At 74.7% G+C, this 19,421-nt stretch carries 17 protein-coding genes and 2 tRNA genes; 9 read left to right on the forward strand and 10 right to left on the reverse strand.

From position 1 onward, the window contains the following. Positions 1 to 102: 102 nt before the first annotated feature. Positions 103 to 570, reverse strand: coding sequence for a thioredoxin-dependent thiol peroxidase (bcp, locus tag HCN52_RS11510; protein WP_168088330.1), 468 nt, complete (start codon positions 568 to 570; stop codon positions 103 to 105). Between the two features lie 172 nt (positions 571 to 742). On the opposite strand from bcp, the gene HCN52_RS25365 reads away from it, so the two are divergent. Both HCN52_RS25365 and HCN52_RS11520 read left to right on the forward strand, forming a co-directional pair. After that, a complete protein-coding gene (locus HCN52_RS25365; RefSeq protein ID WP_312876649.1) occupies positions 743 to 1,075 on the forward strand; it encodes a DUF3618 domain-containing protein in 333 nt (110 codons plus the stop codon). Between the two features lie 184 nt (positions 1,076 to 1,259). Continuing rightward, the gene (locus HCN52_RS11520) at positions 1,260 to 1,562 is read left to right on the forward strand and encodes a GroES family chaperonin (protein WP_168088343.1); all 303 of its coding nucleotides are present in this window, start codon (positions 1,260 to 1,262) and stop codon (positions 1,560 to 1,562) included. A gap of 186 nt (positions 1,563 to 1,748) precedes the next feature. Here HCN52_RS11520 and HCN52_RS11525 read toward each other — a convergent pair whose 3' ends face one another. Beyond that, positions 1,749 to 4,046 carry a transglycosylase domain-containing protein gene (locus HCN52_RS11525; protein WP_245175053.1) on the reverse strand — a complete coding sequence of 766 codons (2,298 nt, stop codon included), beginning with the start codon at positions 4,044 to 4,046 and terminating at the stop codon, positions 1,749 to 1,751. Positions 4,047 to 4,423: 377 nt separating this feature from the next. Further along, positions 4,424 to 5,731 carry a GDSL-type esterase/lipase family protein gene (locus HCN52_RS11530; protein WP_312876650.1) on the reverse strand — a complete coding sequence of 436 codons (1,308 nt, stop codon included), beginning with the start codon at positions 5,729 to 5,731 and terminating at the stop codon, positions 4,424 to 4,426. Positions 5,732 to 5,961: 230 nt separating this feature from the next. Here HCN52_RS11530 and HCN52_RS11535 point away from each other — a divergent pair, with 230 nt between their 5' ends. The 3 genes from HCN52_RS11535 (at position 5,962) to HCN52_RS11545 (ending at position 8,155) form a co-directional block, all read left to right on the forward strand. After that, positions 5,962 to 7,371, forward strand: coding sequence for a DUF445 domain-containing protein (locus tag HCN52_RS11535; protein ID WP_245175054.1), 1,410 nt, complete (start codon positions 5,962 to 5,964; stop codon positions 7,369 to 7,371). 35 nt (positions 7,372 to 7,406) lie between these two features. After that, positions 7,407 to 7,490: transfer RNA gene (locus HCN52_RS11540), tRNA-Leu, on the forward strand. 236 nt (positions 7,491 to 7,726) lie between these two features. Beyond that, complete coding sequence (locus HCN52_RS11545) at positions 7,727 to 8,155, forward strand: OsmC family protein (RefSeq protein ID WP_168088333.1); 429 nt, start codon at positions 7,727 to 7,729, stop codon at positions 8,153 to 8,155. A gap of 86 nt (positions 8,156 to 8,241) precedes the next feature. On the opposite strand, the gene HCN52_RS11550 is transcribed toward HCN52_RS11545, so the two are convergent. Continuing rightward, positions 8,242 to 9,339, reverse strand: a complete 1,098-nt coding sequence (locus tag HCN52_RS11550; RefSeq protein ID WP_168088334.1) for a methyltransferase domain-containing protein — start codon at positions 9,337 to 9,339, stop codon at positions 8,242 to 8,244. Positions 9,340 to 9,622: 283 nt separating this feature from the next. On the opposite strand from HCN52_RS11550, the gene HCN52_RS11555 reads away from it, so the two are divergent. From HCN52_RS11555 to HCN52_RS11565, 3 genes are all read left to right on the forward strand, one after another. Continuing rightward, positions 9,623 to 12,739 (forward strand): polysaccharide lyase family 8 super-sandwich domain-containing protein, encoded by a 3,117-nt coding sequence (locus tag HCN52_RS11555; RefSeq protein ID WP_168088335.1) that lies wholly within the window; start codon positions 9,623 to 9,625, stop codon positions 12,737 to 12,739. Positions 12,740 to 12,774: 35 nt separating this feature from the next. Beyond that, positions 12,775 to 13,473: a riboflavin biosynthesis intermediates N-glycosidase gene (gene ybiA, locus HCN52_RS11560; RefSeq protein ID WP_312876651.1), complete on the forward strand. Its 699-nt coding sequence runs from the start codon at positions 12,775 to 12,777 to the stop codon at positions 13,471 to 13,473. Positions 13,474 to 13,889: 416 nt separating this feature from the next. Beyond that, the gene (locus HCN52_RS11565) at positions 13,890 to 14,069 is read left to right on the forward strand and encodes a hypothetical protein (RefSeq protein WP_168088336.1); all 180 of its coding nucleotides are present in this window, start codon (positions 13,890 to 13,892) and stop codon (positions 14,067 to 14,069) included. Between the two features lie 350 nt (positions 14,070 to 14,419). On the opposite strand, the gene HCN52_RS11570 is transcribed toward HCN52_RS11565, so the two are convergent. The 6 genes from HCN52_RS11570 to ehuB form a co-directional block, all read right to left on the reverse strand. Next, positions 14,420 to 14,493 (reverse strand) — tRNA-Lys (locus HCN52_RS11570). A 92-nt stretch (positions 14,494 to 14,585) separates the two neighbouring features. Then, on the reverse strand, positions 14,586 to 15,344 hold the full coding sequence (locus tag HCN52_RS11575) for an IclR family transcriptional regulator domain-containing protein (RefSeq protein WP_168088337.1): 759 nt from the start codon (positions 15,342 to 15,344) through the stop codon (positions 14,586 to 14,588). 181 nt (positions 15,345 to 15,525) lie between these two features. Further along, entirely contained in the window at positions 15,526 to 16,359 is an 834-nt protein-coding gene (gene ehuA, locus HCN52_RS11580; RefSeq protein ID WP_168088338.1) for an ectoine/hydroxyectoine ABC transporter ATP-binding protein EhuA, read from the reverse strand. 40 nt (positions 16,360 to 16,399) lie between these two features. Continuing rightward, positions 16,400 to 17,062: an ectoine/hydroxyectoine ABC transporter permease subunit EhuD gene (gene ehuD / locus HCN52_RS11585; RefSeq protein WP_168088339.1), complete on the reverse strand. Its 663-nt coding sequence runs from the start codon at positions 17,060 to 17,062 to the stop codon at positions 16,400 to 16,402. After that, a complete protein-coding gene (gene ehuC / locus HCN52_RS11590; RefSeq protein ID WP_168088340.1) occupies positions 17,059 to 17,787 on the reverse strand; it encodes an ectoine/hydroxyectoine ABC transporter permease subunit EhuC in 729 nt (242 codons plus the stop codon). The genes ehuD and ehuC overlap by 4 nt, the downstream gene beginning before the upstream one ends. Next, positions 17,784 to 18,698 carry an ectoine/hydroxyectoine ABC transporter substrate-binding protein EhuB gene (ehuB, locus tag HCN52_RS11595; RefSeq protein WP_168088341.1) on the reverse strand — a complete coding sequence of 305 codons (915 nt, stop codon included), beginning with the start codon at positions 18,696 to 18,698 and terminating at the stop codon, positions 17,784 to 17,786. Before ehuB ends, ehuC begins: the two co-directional genes overlap by 4 nt. A 140-nt stretch (positions 18,699 to 18,838) precedes the next feature. Between ehuB and HCN52_RS11600 the strand changes: the two genes are divergently transcribed. Then, a complete protein-coding gene (locus HCN52_RS11600) occupies positions 18,839 to 19,354 on the forward strand; it encodes a DUF3830 family protein (protein WP_168088342.1) in 516 nt (171 codons plus the stop codon). Positions 19,355 to 19,421 lie beyond the last annotated feature (67 nt).

Below are 19,421 nucleotides of genomic sequence, written 5' to 3' on the forward strand. Positions count from 1 at the left end.
GACACCCGCCCGACCGAGCCCGGCCAGGCGCCGCCCGCGGCACCGGGCGGCGCGCGCCCACCGCGTCGGGGGACGGGGCGGGCGCCGCCGGCGCCCGGGTTCTCAGATCTTCAGGTCGCGGATCAGTTTGGCGACATGGCCGGTGGCGCGCACGTTGTAGAACGCGTGCTCGATGTTCCCGTCCTCGCCCACGACGAAGGTCGACCGGATGACGCCGGTCACCTTCTTGCCGTACATGACCTTCTCGCCGTAGGCGCCCCAGGCGGTGAGCACCTCCTTGGCGGGGTCGGCGACCAGGGTCACCTTGAGCGACTCCTTGTCCCGGAAGGACGCCAGCTTCTCCGGCTTGTCGGGCGACACGCCGATGACGTCGTAGCCGGCGTCGGCCAGCACGTCGAGGTTGTCGGTGAAGTCGCACGCCTGCTTGGTGCAGCCCGGCGTCAGGGCGGCGGGGTAGAAGTAGACGATGACCTTCCGACCCGCGTGGTCGGCCAGGGAGACCTGCGCGCCGTCGGCGTCGGGCAGGGTGAAAGCGGGGGCGGCGTCTCCGGGCGTCAGCCGGTCGCTCATGGCGGTGCTCCTCGTCGGTGCTGTCGTGGTGCGGGGCGGGCGTCACGGGCCGACGCCGCCCGGGTGCACCCGCCCGAGCTTAGAACAGTGCCGCGCGGGGGTCGTGGGGCGCGGGAGCGGCGGGCAACTGACAGACTGTGCGCAACGAAGAGTCGATCACGGAGGCAGTGCGGTGTCGGAAGCCAAGAAGGCAGCCCCGGGTTCCGCGGAGATCGCGGCCCGGATCGAACGCAGGCGCGACCAGCTCGCGGCGACGCTGGACGAGATCGCGGTCCGGGTCCACCCCAGCACGCTCGTGGACGACGCGAAGGCCCGCGCCGCGTCGACCCTGGACCGCACGGCGGGCAAGGCGTTCGTCGCGGTCAACCGGTCCGTCACCGATGTGCGGGGACGGCTGGTCACCGCCGACGGGGCGCCGCGTCTGGAGCGCGTGGTGCCGCTGGCGCTGGTCGTGGTCGGGGTGGCCGGCCTGCTGGTGCTCTCCTCGCGGCGCCGCCGGCGTTGAGCAGGCGCCGCGGGCGCGAGCCGGTCGCCCGCACCGGTGTTCGCCGGGCCGTCCGGCGCTCGGCACGGCGACGTCCCGCCGAGGGAGCGCGTCGCGGGGAGCGGCCCGTCGCCGGGCGGGGGCGCTGAGATACGGTCGGGGCGTGAGCAGCAGCCAACCGACGCACGACAAGCTCCCGATCCGGATGTTGCACGACCGGCTCCTGGTGAGGACCGACACCGGTGAGGGCGAGCGACGTTCCTCCGGCGGCATCGTCATCCCGGCGACCGCCGCCGTCGGCCGCCGGCTGGAGTGGGCCGAGGTGGTCGCCGTCGGGCACAACGTCCGGGGCGTCGAGGTCGGCGACCGGGTGCTGTACGACCCCGAGGACCGCGCCGAGGTCGAGGTCAGAGGGGTGGCCTACCTCCTCATGCGCGAGCGCGATCTGCACGCGGTGGCCGCCGAGCGGCTCCAGGGCTCCGACGACGCGACCGGGCTCTATCTCTGACGCTTGTCGGAGCGCTTTGCCGACCCGGCCCGGCCGACCCCGGCGCATGTGAGACGCCGGGGCGGGCCCGCGTCGTCGGCTACGGTCATCTGCCGCGTTGTCGACGTCGCCCTCGCACCACCCGGTACGGGGGCGACCCTCCGCCGTTCGGCTGACCGGATCCGACGCCGGGTCTCCCGCACGCTCTCAACCGGCGTCCGGCGCACCGCCGTCGGGCTGCTGCGGCTCCGGGCCGGTGGTCGGCGCGGTGCCGCCCGGCGGACCCGTGGGACCGGTCGGCCCCTCGCTGCCCCCCGGCGCCCCGCTCGGCTGACCGGTGCCCGGCCCCGACGTGCCGCCGGGGACGGCCGGCCGCGTGGCGGGGGCCTCGGAGCCGCCGTCCGTCGGCCCGTCCGAGGCGTCGTCGGAGGCGTCCTCGGAGGGGGAGGACGACGGCTCGTCGCCGTCGTCACCACCGCCGGAGGGGAGATCCCCCGGCCGGAGGTCGAACTCCCGCACCTCCGAGCCCTCCAGTGCCGCCGCGGTGTACTGCGCCCAGATCTCGGCCGGCACCCCGCCGCCGCTCACCCGCTCCATGCCGAGCGCGCCGTACATCGGTACCTGTCCGCCGCCGTCCGGGTCCTGTCCCACCAGGGCGATCACGGTGGCGAGTTCGGGGGTGTACCCCGCGAACCAGGCCGCCTTGTCCTGCTCCGCCGTACCGGTCTTCCCGGCGGCCGGCCTGCCGACCGCGCCCGCCGCCTCACCGGTGCCGCCGGCGACGACACCGCGCAGGAGCTCCGTGGTGGCGTCGGCACTCTCCCGGGAGATCGCCCGCTGCGGCTCGCGGTCCGGCAGCTCCACCTCCTCGCCGTCCACGGTGAGAGAGGTGACCATGACCAGCGGGTGGCGCTCGCCGTGCGCCGCCAGCGTCGCGTAGGCCTGCACCAGGTCCAGCGGGCTGGGCGTCGAGACCCCCAGCGAGATCGAACCGGAGGCCGCCTCCAGCCCCGGTGTGTCCTCCGGCAGCCCCAGCCGCACCGCGGTCTCCCGCACCAGTTCCGGCCCCACGTCCACGCCCATCTGGGCGAAGACGGCGTTGACCGACTTGTCCATCGCCTCGCTGACCGGCAGCGTCCCGTAGTCGGTGTCCTGCTCGTTCTCCGGTGACCAGCCGGTGCCGGTGCCGTCGGGGGCGACGACCTCCCGGCCGCTGCTGCCGCTGTACGTCGTGTCCGGACCGATCCGGTCGCCGGAGCGGTCGCGCGCCTCGTGCTCCAGGGCCGCCGCGTAGACGAACGGCTTGAAGGTGGAGGCCGCCTGGTAGTCACGGCGGGTGGCGCCCGAGATGAACTGCTCGGTGTAGTCCCGTCCGCCGTACAGCGCGACCAGCCGGCCGTTGCCGGTCTCCACCGAGGCGGCCCCCGCGTGCACGGTGCCGTCCTGCGGCCGTTCCGCGTCGATCAGCCCGCCGAGCCGTTCGGTGACGGCCCGCTCCAACTCCGCCTGGCGCCGGGGGTCGATGGTGGTGGTGACCCGCACGCCGCCGCCGGCCAGCCGCCCCTCCTCGACCAGGCCCTCCTCGACGAGGTACTGGTCGACGGCCTCCACCAGGTAGCCGCGCCGCCCGGAGAGGCCGGACTGCGGTTCCGTGTCGCCCGGCTCGGTGAACGCGGTCGACTCCTTCTCCTCCTCGTCGAGCCACCCCTCGGAGACCATGCCCTCCAGCACGTACTCCCAGCGGGCCAGGGCCCGCTCCCGGTGGGCCGGGCCGGAGCGGACGTCGTAGGCGCCCGGCGCGTTGAGCAGGGTGGCCAGGTAGGCGCCCTCGGAGGTGTCGAGAGCGTCGACGTCCTTGCCGTAGTACTCCTGGGCGGCGGCCTGCACCCCGTAGGCGTTGCGGCCGAAGTAGCTGGTGTTGAGGTACCCCTCCAGGATCTCGTCCTTGCTGAACTCCCGGTCGAGCTTGACCGCGATGAACAGCTCCTTGGCCTTGCGGGTGACGGTCTGCTGCTGGTCCAGGTAGTAGTTCTTCACGTACTGCTGGGTGATGGTCGAGCCGGACTGGCGGCCCTCGCCCCGCAGCATGTTCCACCCGGCGCGGACCATCGCCTTGGGGTCGACGGCCGAGGCCGAGTAGAAGTCCCGGTCCTCGGCGGCGAGGACCGCCCGGCGGACGTGCTCGGGCACCTGCTCCAGGGGGACGCTCTCGCGGTTGACGTCACCGGTCCGCGCGATGACCGAGCCGTCGGCGTAGCGGTACACGTTGCTCTGCGCTGCGGCCGCCGACTTGGGCTCGGGGATGTCCACCACCAGGTAGCCGGTCACCAGCAGGGCGACCGCCGCCACCAGCAGCGCGGTCGCCGACAGGCAGAGCATCCGCCAGGTCGGCAGCGCCCGGCGCCACCCGGCGCGCCGCGGACGGCTGCCGCCGCCCCGCAGCCGAGGGCGCGGCCCCCAGCGCTGCGGTGCCGCGCTGCCGCCCGTCCCGTTGTGGTCGCTCATACCTGCGGACTCCTCGCCCCTCGCCCACCGGCCCGAGCTCCGGCGGGGATGTGACTCCTCCGGGGGCAGAGTCTCGCATCACGGACATAACGGGGCGAGTTGGCGCGCCCGGATGCCACTCGGGCGGGGGCCGGGGTGGGTGGCCCGGGGCGGGGACGGTGATCCTGCCGCCGGCAGCGCGGGACAGGGCGCGCGGCAGGACGTGCGCCGCCACCACCCGAGCGGACCGCGGCGTCACCCGGTCGGCGTCACCCGGTCGGCGTCACCCGGTCGGCCTCACCCGGCGCGGAGAGCGACGCGTTCGGGGGCGGACCGGCGCCGGGGGGGCCGCACCGGATCGATGCGGCCGCCGCGCGGTCCTGGTGGTCAGGGGACGGTCAGGTGCGGATCTCCGCCGCGGGCGCCAACTCGTCCAGCCGGACGGCGTCGGCCATCGCCGCGTACCCCTCGTCGGAGGGGTGCAGGTGGTCGCCCGAGTCGTAGGCCGGCAGCAACCGGTCCGGCCGGGCGGGGTCGCGCAGCGCCGCGTCGACGTCCACCACCGTGTCGAAGACGCCGCCCGCACGGATCGCCGCGTTGACGCGCGTGCGCACCTCCTCGCGGTCGGCGCGCCAGCCGTCGTGTCCGGCGAACGGCGCCAGCGTGGCACCGGCAACGACGAGCCCCGCCTCGCGGGACTCCGCCGCCACCTGCCGCAACCCGGCAAGCAGTGCTTCCGCGTCACCGCCGTCGGGGTCGCGGATGATGTCGTTGATGCCCAACTGCACCACCACCGCGCGGACCTCCCTGCGGGGAAGCACGTCGGTGTGCAGTCGACGCAGCCCGGCCTCGGCGTTGAAGGGGCGGTCGGGAGCCGCGTCGGAGAGCAGACGGTTACCGGAAATCCCCAAGTTCAGCACGGTGTGACGGGGGCCGTGCTCGCTCAGGCGCATGCGCTCGGCCAGCCGGTCCGTCCAGCGGCGGTTGGCGCCGACGGTGGAGGTCACGCCGTCGGTCAGCGAGTCCCCGAGCACCGCCACGGCCCCGTCGGCCTGCTGGCTGAGGACCTGCACCGCCGTCACGTACCGCCAGTCGGTGATCCTGCGGGTGAAGGCGTCCCCGCCGGCGTCGGCGGTGCGGTCGCCGTCGGCCACCCAACTCGCCTGCCGGGCCTGGCGGTGGTAGGTCACGGCGCCGCCCGGCCCGGGCGCGTAGACGGTGACCAGCAGGTCGGCGCCGACCGGCACCTCCAGCCGCGCCGCGTCGCTGACCGTCTCCCCGCCGGCCGGGATCGACACCTCGTCGCGGCCGTCGAACGACACGCGCCGCATGGTCTCCGGCACCGCGGCGGGACCGCCGGCGGCGGCGAGCGCCACGGTGACGTGGGACAGCCGCAGCGGAGTCTGCCCGTAGCGGTTGGAGAGCGTCACACGGACGGCCGACCCCCCGCCGGTGGGGCGCAGCACGTTGCGGACCGCCTGCCCGGGCATGCCGTCGGGATGGTCGGGATGCGCCCCGGTGGGGGCGGCGGTCCACGCGGACAGCCAGACGCCCTCGGACGCCTGCAGGGCCTGCTCGGGAACGCCGAGCGCGCTGGTGGCGGCCTGGCCCCGGGGGCTGAGACTGTCGGCGACCAGCACGCCGACCACCAGCGCGGTGGCTATCAGCGTGGCCAGAAGTCCGTGGCCGCGTACTCTGCTCAGCAACCGACCGATCCCCTCTGCAGGCCCGGAAACCGGGGTACTCCTGTCCTCTCGTCACATCTTCCCATCCCCGTTCGGGGCCGCATCCCGTCGTCCACCGTTCCTTCACGGCGCGACGCGGCCCGGGCCGAGGCCGCCCCGCCGCCCGCGGGCGACGGGGCAGAATGCGACGAGCAGCACGAGGGCTGGAGCGGACGAGTGACGCGAGAGAGCGGACGACGGGGGCGGCGGGCATGAGCGGTGTGGACGGCACGAACGGCACGGACGGTACCGGCCCCGGGGAGCCGGCCGGCGCGGAGCGCGGGGCCGGCGGCGGGTTCTGGGGCATGCGCGGCGCCCCCGCGGTCGGCCCGGTGGACCCTGTCGACCCGGGCCGCGGCGGCGGGCTCTTCACCGAGACGGACCTGGAGAAGCAGCGCGGCCTGCGCCGGATGAAGGGCGTCGCCACCGGTCTGCTGGTCCTCGTCGCGGTGGTCTACGCCCTGGCCACCTGGGCCGAGGCGCGCGGGGCCGGCGCCTGGGCCGGCTACGTGGCCTCCGCGGCCGAGGCCGGCATGGTGGGCGCGCTGGCCGACTGGTTCGCCGTCACGGCGCTCTTCCGCCACCCGCTGGGCATCCCGGTGCCGCACACCGCGATCATCCCCACCAAGAAGGACCAGCTCGGGCGCTCGCTGGGCGACTTCGTGGGCGAGAACTTCCTCTCCGAGCAGGTCGTCCGGGAGAAGCTGGGCTCGGTCGAGATGTCGCGGCGGGCGGGGGAGTGGCTGGCGAAGCCGGCCAACGCCGACCGGGTGACCGCCGAACTCGCCACCGCCCTGCGGGGCGGCCTCGGCGTCCTCAAGGACTCCGACATCCAGTCGATCATCGGCGAGGCGGTGACCCGGCGGGCGCAGACCACCGAGGTCTCCCCCGTACTGGGCCGACTGCTGGAGCGGACCGTCAGCGGCGGCGGGCACCGGGCCGCCGTCGATCTGACGTGCGCCAAGGCCCACGACTGGCTGATCGAGCACCGCGACGCGGTCATGACCGCGATCGAGGGCGGCGCCCCCGGCTGGACGCCCCGCTTCGTCGACCGCCGCGTCGGCGAACGCGTCTACCGCGAACTGCTGCGCTTCGCCACGGACATCCGCGACCAGCCCGACCACCCGGCGCGCGCCGCCCTCGACCGCTTCCTCCACGACCTCGCCGCCCAGCTCCAGCACGACCCCGCCACCCGCGCCCGCGTGGAGCGTCTCAAGGCCGACCTGGTCCGCCGGGACGAGGTGCAGGAGCTCATCGCCACGGCCTGGCACTCGCTGCGCGACATGCTGGTCGCCGCTGCGGAGGACGAACGCAGCGCGCTCCGCATCCGCGCACGCGCCGGGGTGCTGGCCGCGGGGCAGCGACTCGGCACGGACGCCCGGCTGCGCGCCAAGCTCGACGGCTGGGTCGCGGACTCCGCCGTCCACGTCGTCAACGGCTACCGCCGGGAGATCACCTCGCTGATCACCGACACCGTCGCCAACTGGGACGCCCACCACACCTCGCGGAAGATCGAGCTCCACATCGGCCGTGACCTCCAGTTCATCCGTCTCAACGGCACCATCATCGGTGCGCTGGCCGGCCTCGTGATCCACACGGTCACGGTGGCACTCGGCGGGTAGGTGGGTGGCACCGCCCGGTATCATGGCGGGGTCCGGCGGCCGTTGCTGAATTGGTATAAGCGCAGCACTTAGGATGCTGTGGGCGAAAGCCCATGTGGGTTCGAGTCCCACCGGCCGCACGCGGACCGGCCCCCGGGCCGGTCCTGACGCCCTGGGTGCCGGTCGCCGCGATCGCGGTGGCCGGCACGACGCGTTCCGCGCCGCGCGCGGGGGCGCCGCGCCGCGCGTGCTCAGCCGCTCGCGCCCCGCCCGTTCCCCGGGACCGCCGCGCCGGAGTGCCGCAGCCGCCGACCGCGCGGCGCGGGATAGCGTGGCGCACGGCAAGTCCCTTACGTCCCGGGAGGACTGACACACGATGGCAACCACGCGCACCGCCACCACCCGCTGGCAGGGTTCGCTCATGGAGGGTTCCGGCACCGTCTCGCTGGACTCCTCGGGCGTCGGGACCTTCGACGTCAACTGGCCCTCCCGCGCCGAGGAGCCGGGCGGACGCACCAGCCCGGAGGAGCTGATCGCGGCCGCGCACGCCTCCTGCTACTCCATGGCGCTCTCGCACGGCCTGGCCGGCGCCGGCACCCCGCCCGCGTCGGTGGAGACCCGCGCCGACGTCACCTTCCAGCCGGGCGAGGGCATCACCGGCATCGTGCTGCACGTGCAGGCACGGGTCCCCGGCCTCGCCGCGGACGACTTCCAGGCCGCCGCCGAGAACGCCAAGAAGAACTGCCCCGTCAGCAAGGCGCTGGCCGGGGTCGAGATCGGGCTCGACGCCGAACTGCTCTCCTGACGCACGGCGGCGGACGGGCCACGGCGCCCGTCCGCCGCGCGCGGGCGGCCGGGCGCCCCGCCCCGCGGGCCGCCGTCCGGCCCGACTCAGCCGCCGGGCAGTGACCTGCGGGGGCCGTCGGGGCTGTCGAGCCACAGCCACTGCTGCTCGCCCTCGATGGTGAGTCCGTACCGCTCCGGCCCCGGGCGGCCCGCCTCCTCGAAGTCGGCGTGGTACTCCTCCAGTGCGCTCCACAGCCGCCGGGGTCCCGCCTCCGTGACCGTCCCGTCGGGGAACCGGCGCGCCGAGGAGCCGTCCGCCGCGCGCACCGAGACCGAACGCGGCGCGACGGCCGCGTCGACCCGCCAGTCGAGGTCCGGCTCCAGCACGCTCACCACGAAGCGGAAGTCGACGTCCCCGACCGCCACCGCCGGGAGCCGCGAGGGGCGACCCGCCGACCCCGACGCGTCGGCCGCCGACGGTGCGGGTGGCTGCGGGCCCGGACGCCGCATCGGCATGAAGTACGCGGCGCCCAGGAACCGACCCGACGCCCGGTCCGGCCCCTCGGGCTCCACCCGGACCAGCCCGTGTCCGAGCGGCGCGACGATCAGCCCCGCACGGCCGGACTGCCGCAACCAGGCCGGCGGCACCCGGTCCACCCGGCAGGTGGCGATGATCCGGTCGTACGGCGCCCCCTCCGGCCATCCCAGCGCCCCGTCGGCCGTCACCACCCGCGGCCCGTAACCCGCCGCGGCGAGGCGGGCCCGCGCGATCGCGGTGATCTCCGGGACGACGTCCACGCTGGTCACCGCGGCGTCACCCAACCGGTGGGCGAGCAGCGCGGCGTTGTACCCGGTGCCCGTGCCGATCTCCAGCACCCGGCACCCGTCCTCCACCTCCAGCGCGTGCAGCATCGACGCCATCAGCGACGGCTGCGAGCTGGAGGACACGGGCTCCCCGGCCTGGCGGCGCGTCACCAGCGCCTGGTCGCTGTGGACCCCGCGCAGCCACGCCTCCCGCCGCCGCTCCCCACTGATCCGCAGACCGGAGACGTCGTAGAAGTACGGGACGAAGACGTGCCGGGGCACCGCGGCGAAGGCGGCGCGCCAGGCCGGGTCGGGCAGCACCCCCGCCGCGTCCAGCCCCTCGACCAGCTCGGTCCGCAGCCGCAGGGCGGCGCGGTCGGTCTCCTCGGTGCGGTCCATGGTCCTCCTCGGCACAGCCGACGGCTCCGGTCGATCACCGAACGGTGTCACGGCGGACGAGCCGTTCGCGGTACCCCTCGCGGTGCGTCTCGCCATCCCGACGCCGTGTCAAACCGCGCCGCGCGCCGCGAGCGGCGGCCGTCGGGGCGGTGTCGGCGCGGATTTCCGCGACGGAGCGTGCGGGGGTGGTGGCCGGGGGGCCGTCGCGCCGGTACGGTCACCGTTCGGGCAGCCTCGCGACGCGGAGGGGCGCCCGCGGACCCCGCCCCGTACGAAAGGCACCGTGGACCGACCCCCGTCCCCCCGGCCGACGGCACCGGGCGGCCCCGCCCGGCGCGCGCTGCTCACCACCGCGCTGGCCGGAGCCGCCGCCCTGGCGCTGCCCGGGCCCGCGCACGCCACGGCCCCCACCGCCGGTCGGCACCCCGCCCCGCACCGAGCCGCCGACGAGGCCGCGGCGCACCGCCTAGTGGTGGCGCGGTGGCGAGCGCTGCTGCTGCACGGCGTCGCACCGGGGCGACCGGCGGGGGAGTGGGGCGAGGCGTACGACCGTGCCGTTGCCGCCCGCGACCGCACCGCACGGGCCCACCTCGCGGCCCTCGACACCTCCGACGAGGCGCGGACACCCTGGCCCGACCTGCCGATGTCGGGCACCGAGGCCCCCTCGTCCCATCTGACCACCGCCGCCGGCCGGCTGCGGACCGTCGCGCTCGCCGCCGCCGAGGGCGGCTCCCTCCACGCCGATCCGGCAGTCCCCCGGGCCGTCGCCGCCGGGCTGCGGGTGTGGTGGCGCGCCGGCTACCACGCGGGTCGGGCTCAGCACGGCAACTGGTGGGACTGGGAGATCGGGGCGCCCCGGGCCGCCGTCGACCTCCTCGTACTCCTCGGCGCGGCGGTGGACGAGGAGACCAGGGACGGCGTCCTCGCCGCCGTCGACCACTTCGTGCCGGACCCCCGGCGCATGCTCCGCGACGAACTGCCGTCCACCGGGGCCAACCGCGTCGACCTGTGCCGGATCGTCGCCCTGCGCGGCGCGTCGGGCGGCGCCTCGGAACGGCTCGACGCCGCGGCCCACGCGCTGCGCGGGGTCCTCGACCCCGTTCGTGTCGGCGACGGCTTCCACCGCGACGGCTCGTTCCTGATGCACACCAGCGTCGCCTACCCCGGCACCTACGGGCAGGTCCTCCTCAAGGGCGTCGCGGAGCTGCTCCGGGTGCTCGCCGGCACGCCCTGGGCGGTCGCCCCCGAGGAGCGCCACCGGGCGGTCGACGCCGTGGACCGCACCCTCGTCCCGCTCGTGCACGCAGGGCTGACCACCGACGCGGTGCGCGGTCGGGCGATCGCGCGCCACACCGCGACCGACGCTGACGACGGCTTCCGCCTCGCGCTCGACCTCGTCACCCTCGCCGACGGCCTCACCGCGACGACCGGGGACCCGGACATCCACGCCACCGCCGCGCGGCTGCGGGGCCGCGCCGGAGGCTGGCTCACCGCCAACACCTGGCGACCGCTCCACGACCGCGAGCCCGCCCAGATCGCCACCGCCGCCGCCGTGCTGGCCGAGCGGCACCCGGAACCACCGCCGCCCACCGGCCACTTCGGCTTCCCCGACATGGAGCGGTACGTGCACCGCCGCCCCCGCTGGAGCTACGTCCTGTCGCTCAACTCCGACCGGGTCGCCCGCTACGAGTACATGAACGGCGAGAACGCCCACGGCTGGCACACCGGCGACGGCGCCGCGCTGCTGTACCTCGACCACGACCCGCACCAGTACACCGACGCCTTCTGGCCCACCGCCGACCCCAAACGGCTGCCCGGCACCACCGTCGACACCGTCGCCCTGCCCGTCGGAGCAGGCGGCGACAACGACCACGAGCCGCTCACCGGGACGCGGTGGTCGGGCGAGGTCCGCCTCGGCGAGCTGGCGCTCGCCGCCGCCGACCTGCGCGGCACCGACTCGCCGCTGCGGGTGCGACGCTCCTGGCTCTTCCTCGACGACGCGGTGGTCTGCGCGGCCTCCGATCTCCACGCCCCCGGCCGCACGGTGGAGACCACGGTGGACCACCGCTCGCTCCACGACCCCGCGGCGCCGACCGGGGGAGCGCTGCGGGTGGACGGCCGCCGGGTGCGGAGCGCCGTCGGCACCACCGTGCGCCATCCCTCGCCCCGCTGGGCGCATCTGGGCGGCACCGGCGGCTACGTCTTCCTGCCCGCCGCCGGGGCGGGACCCGGCGCGGGAGCGGCAGCCGGCGCGCTGCTGACCCGTACCGAGGACCGCACCGGCAGCTGGTCCCGGATCCGGGAGGGCGGCCCCGCGACGCCGATCACCCGCCGCTTCGCCACGCTCTGGCACGACCACGGCCCCTCCCCGGCCGGCGCGGTCCTGGCCCACCTGCTGCTGCCCGGCGCCTCGCCCGGTGAGACCGCCGCCCGGGCCGCGGACCCCGGCGTGCAACCGCCGGTGCTGACCCCGCGGCTGCACGCTTTCCGCACCACGCGCGGCGCCCTCCCCGACGGAGCGACCCTCACCGGACTGGTCTTCTTCCGGGGCGGCACCGCCCCGGCCGCCGACGACGCGGCCCACGGCACCGGCGCGGCCACCGCGGACGGGCCGTGCGCGGTACTGCTCCGGGAGACGCCGCACGAGCTGACCGTGGCCGTCGCCGACCCCTCCCGCACCGCCCCGGTGGTGCGGCTGCGGCTCGATCGCTCCACCGCGATCCCCCACCGCGGGGTGCGGGAGGCGGACGCCGGGGTCACCGTGCTCACCGCCGACCCCGACCGGGTCGAGCTGCTCGTCGAGACCGGCGGCTCCCACGGCGCCACGCGCACCGTCGCCTTCGGCGGCGGCCGCCCGCCGGCCCGACGCCGGGTGCGGCTGATCGCCGCGGAGGCCACCGCGACCGTCCGCGCCGGGCGCCTCGCGGGGCGGCCGTCCCCCGGGCCGGACCGGCTCTCGCTCCGCCGCGCGGACACGGCCGACGGCACCGCACACGCGCTGCTGCGGTTCGCGATGCCGCCGGACCTGCCCGAGCGCGGTGTCGAGCGCGCGGTCCTCTGGGTCTTCGGGGCGATCCCCAAGGACCCCGACAGCCGCGCCGCCGACCTGCTCCAGCACCCGCTGCGCGCTTACGCCGCCGTCCCGGACGACCTCCCCTGGGACGAGGCGACCGTCACCTGGCGGAGCGCACCCCGCCCGGGGGCGCCGCTGGGGGAGGGGTGGCTCACCACCTACCCCGACTGGGTCGGGTCGGACGTGACGGCCGCGTTCCGCGGCAGCCTGGCCGCGGTGACGCTGCTGCTCGCCCAGGACGCCCCGGGGCCGCTCACCGAGCTCGCCGGCCGGACCGCCGCCCGCCCGGACCGGCGCCCGCTGCTGCAGGTGGTGCACCGGGCCTGACCCCCCCGACCAGGGGCTGTCCGTGCCGGAACCCGGTGGCGGTCCGATGCCGTCCGGCGCCAGAATGCCGAGGTGTCCGAACCCGTACGGCCCCGCGCCGCGCCCCGCTCCGCCGTCCGCCCGCAGGCACCCGGGGCGGATGTCCGCCCCGGGGCCCCCGCCCGGAGGCGGTCGCCGCACGCACCGGCCGGAAGTCCGAACCGCTTGCGGACGGGGCGTCCCGCCGCCGCGAGGAGCTGCTGCGCGCCGAGCGGGAGGGGCGGCGCAGGAAGTTCCTGTTCTTCTGGGGCCACCGCCCGCCGCCCGGCGGAGGTGTCGGCCCCGGGTGCCTGAGCCAGTGGTGGCCGGCGCCCGTCGTCGTGGACGGCGTCACCCACCCCACCGCGGAGCACCGGATGATGGTCGCCAAGGCGCGGCTCTTCGGGGACGAGACGGTGGCCGAGCGGATCCTGGCGGCGCGGCACCCGGGCGAGGCCAAGGCGCTGGGACGGACGGTCGCGGGGTTCGACGAGGCCCGGTGGGCGGCCCACCGCTACGCGATCGTGGTGGAGGCCTCGGTGGCCAAGTTCCGGCAGCACCCGGAGCTGGGCGCGTACCTGCGGGCCACGGGCGGCCGCGTCCTGGTCGAGGCGAGTCCGCTCGACCGGCTGCCGGCGTCGGGCTCACCGCGGACGCGCCCGACGCCGGCAGGCCCTCGGCGTGGCCGGGGCGGAACCTGCTCGGTTTCGCGCTGATGGACGCACGTGACGCCCTCGACGGGTGACCCGCGACGCCCCTGCCCCCGGGAGAGCCCCGAACGCCGGGGGGGGGGCGCCGGCCCGGCGCGGTGGGCAGTCGGAGCGGGGGCACGGGGGCGCAGGCGCAGGCGGCACGCGGGCCCGTCGGGGGCGGGTTTCGGCCGGTGTGCGACGGCGCGCGCCCCCAGGCCGGGCAGGTGCGCCCTGGTCGTGACCTCGGTCACTCTGCGAAATCGACGCCCCCAGGAAGTGTGACGGATGGCACCATCGGGTAGGGCGCCCCCGGTGCACCCCGTGTGACCTGCACGTATGCCGTGGACACGTCCGACTCCCGTGCGTCGTGGGGGCATTCGGGGAGCAGGACGGCCATAACGGAGCGGCGCTGTGTCGTACCCGAGGCGTACTGTGTTCGTATGTTCACCGATCCTCGCCACGAGCGTCGGGCTTCCGCGGAGGAAGCCAACGCCGCGATTCGCGCCCTGGTCACCGCCCAGGGTGGTCGGGCATGGTCGGCGGATGACCTCGCGGAACTCGGCCGTCTCCGGGCCGAGTGGCTCGCCGCGGTGCGGGCCCAGGTGACCACCGCCGCTTGAAGGTCTTCGCCGGGCGCACGCCCCGGCGCCTCCTGACGCCGCCCCGCCCAGCCGCGGGGTGCATCGCATCCCACTTCGCGCCCCCGTGCGCCCCCTCGTGACCGCGCCGCGTTGCCGCGTGCACCCGTGGTGCGCCCCGGCTCGGGCGGTGGCATCGGGGTGCGCGGCTGCGGCACGCCGCGGGCCCACGGCCGGCGCCCGGGCGTCCCGGCCCCCTCGCCGTGCCGCTTCCGTCCCTGCGGGCGCAGCCGCGGGCAGCGCCGCTGGTCTTCCGCAGACACCCGCAGGCACTCGCAGGCACCACGAAGAGGGGGTTCCCGGCCTGAGCCGGGAAGCCCCTCTTCGTACGGTGCGCCGCCAGGGACTCGAACCCCGGACCCGCTGATTAAGAGTCAGCTGCTCTAACCAACTGAGCTAGCGGCGCCTCTTTCGGCCTCTCGGCCGGACAACAAGAACTCTACCCGTTCCCGCGGGGTGGTGATGACCACGACGGGGACCTCCCCGCGGTGGTCCCGGTCACAGCGAGAGCGACAGCAGCGCCGGGGCCGCCTGCTCGTTCAGCGTCTCCGCCGCCTCACGCAACCGGTGGGCCTGCCCCACCGGCAGGGAGAGCGCCAGGCAGCCGACGGTCGCGCCCGCCGTCAGCGGCACCGCCGCGCAGAGCGTGCCCACCGCGTACTCCTGGAGGTCCAGCACCGGCATCGTCGCCGGCTGGCGCTCCAGCATGGCGAGCAGCACCCGCCGATCGGTGATCGTGCGCGAGGTCAACCGTGCGGCGGGGTGCCGGGCGAAGTGGTCCTCGCGGCCCTCGTGGTCCAGCTGCGCCAGGAGGCACTTCCCGAGCGCGGTCGCGTGCGCCGCCGCGCGCAGGTCGACCCACTGGTGCACGGCGGGCCGGTCGGGCGCGGCACAGGCGTGGGGCACCGCGAGCTCGCCGTCGACGTACCGGCCGACGTAGACCGCCGCGCCCACGCTGCGGCCGAGGCTCTCCAGCGCCTGCCGCAGCTTCTCCTCCCGCACCTGGTGGCGGCTCTCCTCACCGCCCAGTCGTGCCAGCGCGTCACCGGCGCACCATCCGCCGTCGTCGAGCTCCCGGAGGTAGCTCTCCCGGGCCAGCATGCGCAGCAGCCCCGCCGCCTGGCGCGGGGGGAGCTGGAGCTCGGTGGCCAGTTCCTCCTCGCCGACGCCGTCCGGGCGCCGGGCCACCGCCTCCAGGGCCCGCAGCGCGTACCGAACGGAGTGGAGCGGGGCGATCGCCCCGGATCCCAGTGCCACAGCGCCCTCCCGCGGGTTACCGCAGCCGCCCCTGCGAACACGGGAAGCCGACAAGGCCCCCCAGGGTAGCCGTCAACCTCTCTCCGGACAGGGCCGGTTGTCACTCTGGCCGAAACGGTCCGGGACCCGCCCCCGAGGAACGGGGACGGGTCGCGGACCGGCCGGGGCGCGTGGGCCCGGCTCAGTGGACGGAGCTGAGGAACTCCCGCGTCCGCTCGTGGTCGGGGTCGTTAAAGATCTTGTCCGGTGAGCCGGACTCCACGATCTTCCCCTGATCGAACATGAGCACCTTCTGCGAGATGTCGCGCGCGAAGCTCATCTCATGGGTCACGCAGACCATGGTGATGTCGGTGGAGCGCGCGATGTCCCGCAGGACGTCCAGCACCCCGGCGACCAGCTCCGGGTCCAGCGCGGAGGTCACCTCGTCCAGCAGCAGCACCTTCGGCCGCATCGCCAGCGCGCGGGCGATGGCGACGCGCTGCTGCTGGCCGCCCGAGAGCTGCGTGGGGTACTTGTCGAGGTGCTCGGTCAGCCCGACCAGTTCGATCAGGCCCCGCGCGCGCTCCTCCGCCTCGTCCTTCTCCATGCCCAGGACGTGCACCGGTGCCTCGGTCACGTTCCGCAGCACCCGCATGTTGGGGAACAGGTTGAACTGCTGGAACACCATGCCGATCTTCTTCCGGACGGCGCGGTTGTGCGCCTCGCCGGCCGGCACCAGCTTCCCGTTCTTCCTCTCGTGGGTGAGGTACTCGCCGTCCACCTCGATGGTGCCCTCGTCGGGCTTGGCGAGCGTCATCAGCAGCCGCAGGATCGTCGTCTTGCCGGAGCCGGACGGGCCGATCAGCGTGACGTGCTTGTTGGCCTCGACACCGAAGCAGAGGTCGTCCAGGACGACGTTGTCACCGAACCGCTTGGTGACGTCGGTGAAGGTGATCAGGTCCTCGCCGGGGCTCCGGCCGCCCGTGCTCCCGGCCTCGCCGGCCGCTCCTGCGGGGGTGTCGTTGGGGGTGTTCACCGGTGCCTCCGGGTCTGCTTCGTTCTTCCTCGGGGTGGGCTCAGTAGGTGGCAAGGCGTCGCTCCAGGACTCGGATCAGCAGGGACGCCGGGTAGGCGATGACGATGAACGCCACGCCGACCACCGTGATCGGCTCCATGAAGTTGAACGACTGCACGCCGTACTCGCGGGCGGTCAGCAGCAGCTCGGTGAGGCCGATGGTGGAGATCAGCGGCGTCTCCTTCAGCATCGCGATGACGTAGTTGCCCAGCGCCGGCACGGTGCGCCGGAACGCCTGCGGCAGGATCACCGCACGCCAGGTGTGGCCCATGGGCAGCGACAACGCGCGCGCCGCCTCCCACTGGCCCGCGGGCACGCCCTCGATGCCCGCCCGGTAGACCTCCATCGTGTAGGTGGAGTAGTGCAGCCCCAGACCGATGGAGCCCGCGACCAGCGGCGACAGCGTCGGGCCGCCCGGCAGGTCGGGGATCACGAAGAAGAGGAAGAACAGCTGGATCAGCAGCGGCGTGTTCCGCACGAACTCGGTGACGCCGATGACCGGCCACGCCACCCAGCGCGGGCCGCGCAGCGCGATCGCCCAGACCAGGCCGAGCGAGAAGGCCAGCAGCGTGCCGAAGAGCAGCGCCTGGAGGGTCAGCAGCAGGCCGTCCCAGAAGTACGGCATGAAGTCCCATACCGCGTCCCAGTTCCAACTCCGGCTCATCGGGCACCCCCGTCGGTGGTCGAACCGTTGGCCGTGGCCGCCGCGGTGCGCGAGAAGAGCGGCTTGCGCTCCGGCAGTCTGCCGACGCCGCGCTTGGCGTGGCGCTCCACGGCACGCATCCCGCGGGTGACGCCGAAGGCCAGCACGAAGTAGATGACCAGCAGCAGGGTGTAGACCGGTGCGCTCTCATTGGTCGAGAGCCGGATCACGTTGCCCGCGAAGGCGAGGTCCGCCACGGCGATGACCGACACCAGGGCGGTGCCCTTGAGCAGCTCGATCGCGAGGTTGTTGAAGGGCGGGACCATCTCCGGCCAGGCCTGCGGGATCTCGATCCGGCGCAGCCGCTGCAGCCGCGTGAAGCTGAGCGCGATGCCCGCCTCCCGCTGCGCCTCGGGCACCGCCGCGAGCGAGCCGCGCACGATCTCCGAGCCGTAGGCGCCGTACGTCAGGCCGAGCGCCAGCGCACCCGCCCACAGCGGGACCAGTTGCCAGCCGAACAGCAGCGGGAAGGCGAACGCGAACCAGAAGATCACGACGAGCGCGGAGGCGCCGCGGAAGATCTCGAAGTAGGCACCCGAGAGGAAGCGCACGATCCACAGCTCGGAGGTGCGCAGCGTCCCGATGACGAACGAGACGACCAGCGCGATGAGCGCGCTGAAGAGGGCGACCTGCACGGTGATCCACAGACCGGGCAGGATCCAGTTGCTGACGAGGCCCCAGGTCATGCGTTACAGAGCTCCTCGGCCGTGAGATCGGTCATGTCCTCTTCGGTGAAGCCGAAGGGGGAGACGATCTCCAGCAGCTGGCCGCTCTCCTTCATCTCGTGGAGTTCGGCGTTGAAGGCGTCGCGCAGCCGGGTCTCGGTCGGGGAGAAGGCGAAGCCGCCCGCGCCGATCTGCTCCTCGCCGTCGACGACGGGGGTGAACGGCTCGGTCGCCTCCACCCCGGCGGTGTTCCGCGCTGCGGAGACCATGGTGGGAGCGGTTCCGAAGAAGGCGTCGATGCGTCCCTGCCGCACCGCGGTCACCCCTGCCAGCTGGTCTGGCAGGGTGCCGATCCTCCCCGGGGCGACCCCGTTCCCGATGGCGTAGTCGCGCTGGAACCAGCCGGGACCGGTGGCGACCGTGGCGCCGGTCTCGGCGATGTCGGTGTAGCTCTCCAGTCCCAGCGGGTTGCCCTCGGCGACGATGAAGGCGTCCTTGGCGACGTAGTCGGGGTCGGAGAAGATCACCTGGGCGCAGCGTTCCGGGGTGATCCACATACCGGCGGCGACGACGTCGAACTGTCCGACGCGGAGGCCGGGGATGAGGCTGCCGAACTCGGTCAGGACGGGCTGGAAGCTGTCGACACCGAGCCGGCCGAAGATCTCCTCGGCGATGGCCGGGGCCTGCCCCGTCAGCTTCCCGCTGTCCTTGTCGATGTACGAGTAGGGGACCTCGCTGGCGATGCCCAGCCGGACCACGCCCTGCGAGCGCAACCGGTCCAGCAGATCGCCGCCGTCCTCGGCCGCCGAGGTGTCCACCCGGGAACACCCGGCCAGTCCCAGCGACCCGAGGGCGACGGCGCCGCCGAGCAACAAGGCTCTGCGGCTGATCCCCCCGTTGACAGAAGTAGTTTTTCGTGATGGTCGAACCATAGGCGCGCGGCTACCCGGTGCCCGGGAAGTCATGCGCTGGTATACCCGACCGGGTGCACGGCGAGGCGCAGTCGCAACCTGACCGGCGGATGCGACACCATGGCGGGCGGACGAACCGGACCGAATCACCGGAGGTGTGCATGGCCGAAGCGACCGCTCCCGAACGTTTCATCACCGTCTCGCTGGCGAAGCGCGGCGTCAGCTGCACGGCAAAGCTGCTCGACGACCGTGCACCGATCACCTGTGGAGCCGTGTGGGACGCCCTGCCGCTGGGCGGCGACGTCTACCACGCCAAGTACGCGCGCAACGAGATCTACACCCTCCTCGCGCCCTTCGCGGCCGAGGAGCCCCCGCTGGAGAACCCGACGATCACGCCGATCCCCGGCGACCTCTGCTACTTCACCTTCACCCAGACGCAGCTGGCGACGAAGTCCTACGGCTACGACGACTCGGCTCCGCACCACGAGCGCTCCACCGTCGTGGACCTCGCGCTCTTCTACGAGCGGAACAACCTGCTGATCAACGGTGACGCCGGCTGGGTCCCGGGCATCGTGTGGGGCAGCGTGGTGGAGGGGCTGCCGGAGGTGGCCGACGCCTGCCAGGACCTCTGGCGGGCCGGCGCGCTGGGCGAGACGCTCAGCTTCGCCCGCGCCTGACCGGCCGCCCGGGGCGACGCCCCGGCGGGCGGGGGCGACGCGCGAGCGGCGGGGCCGAGGCCGTGGC

The organism is Streptomyces bohaiensis (assembly GCF_012033785.1).
In the GTDB taxonomy this organism is placed as follows: Bacteria; Actinomycetota; Actinomycetes; order Streptomycetales; family Streptomycetaceae; genus Streptomyces; species Streptomyces bohaiensis.

Bases quoted from the DNA above. Each gene is read 5' to 3' on its own strand.
- bcp (WP_168088330.1), bottom strand. From the start codon at position 570: ATGAGCGACCGGCTGACGCCCGGAGACGCCGCCCCCGCTTTCACCCTG.
- HCN52_RS11520 (WP_168088343.1), top strand. From the start codon at position 1,260: ATGTTGCACGACCGGCTCCTGGTGAGGACCGACACCGGTGAGGGCGAG.
- HCN52_RS11525 (WP_245175053.1), bottom strand. From the start codon at position 4,046: ATGAGCGACCACAACGGGACGGGCGGCAGCGCGGCACCGCAGCGCTGG.
- HCN52_RS11535 (WP_245175054.1), top strand. From the start codon at position 5,962: ATGAGCGGTGTGGACGGCACGAACGGCACGGACGGTACCGGCCCCGGG.
- HCN52_RS11545 (WP_168088333.1), top strand. From the start codon at position 7,727: ATGGCAACCACGCGCACCGCCACCACCCGCTGGCAGGGTTCGCTCATG.
- HCN52_RS11550 (WP_168088334.1), bottom strand. From the start codon at position 9,339: ATGGACCGCACCGAGGAGACCGACCGCGCCGCCCTGCGGCTGCGGACC.
- HCN52_RS11565 (WP_168088336.1), top strand. From the start codon at position 13,890: ATGTTCACCGATCCTCGCCACGAGCGTCGGGCTTCCGCGGAGGAAGCC.
- ehuD (WP_168088339.1), bottom strand. From the start codon at position 17,062: ATGAGCCGGAGTTGGAACTGGGACGCGGTATGGGACTTCATGCCGTAC.
- ehuC (WP_168088340.1), bottom strand. From the start codon at position 17,787: ATGACCTGGGGCCTCGTCAGCAACTGGATCCTGCCCGGTCTGTGGATC.
- ehuB (WP_168088341.1), bottom strand. From the start codon at position 18,698: ATGGTTCGACCATCACGAAAAACTACTTCTGTCAACGGGGGGATCAGC.
- HCN52_RS11600 (WP_168088342.1), top strand. From the start codon at position 18,839: ATGGCCGAAGCGACCGCTCCCGAACGTTTCATCACCGTCTCGCTGGCG.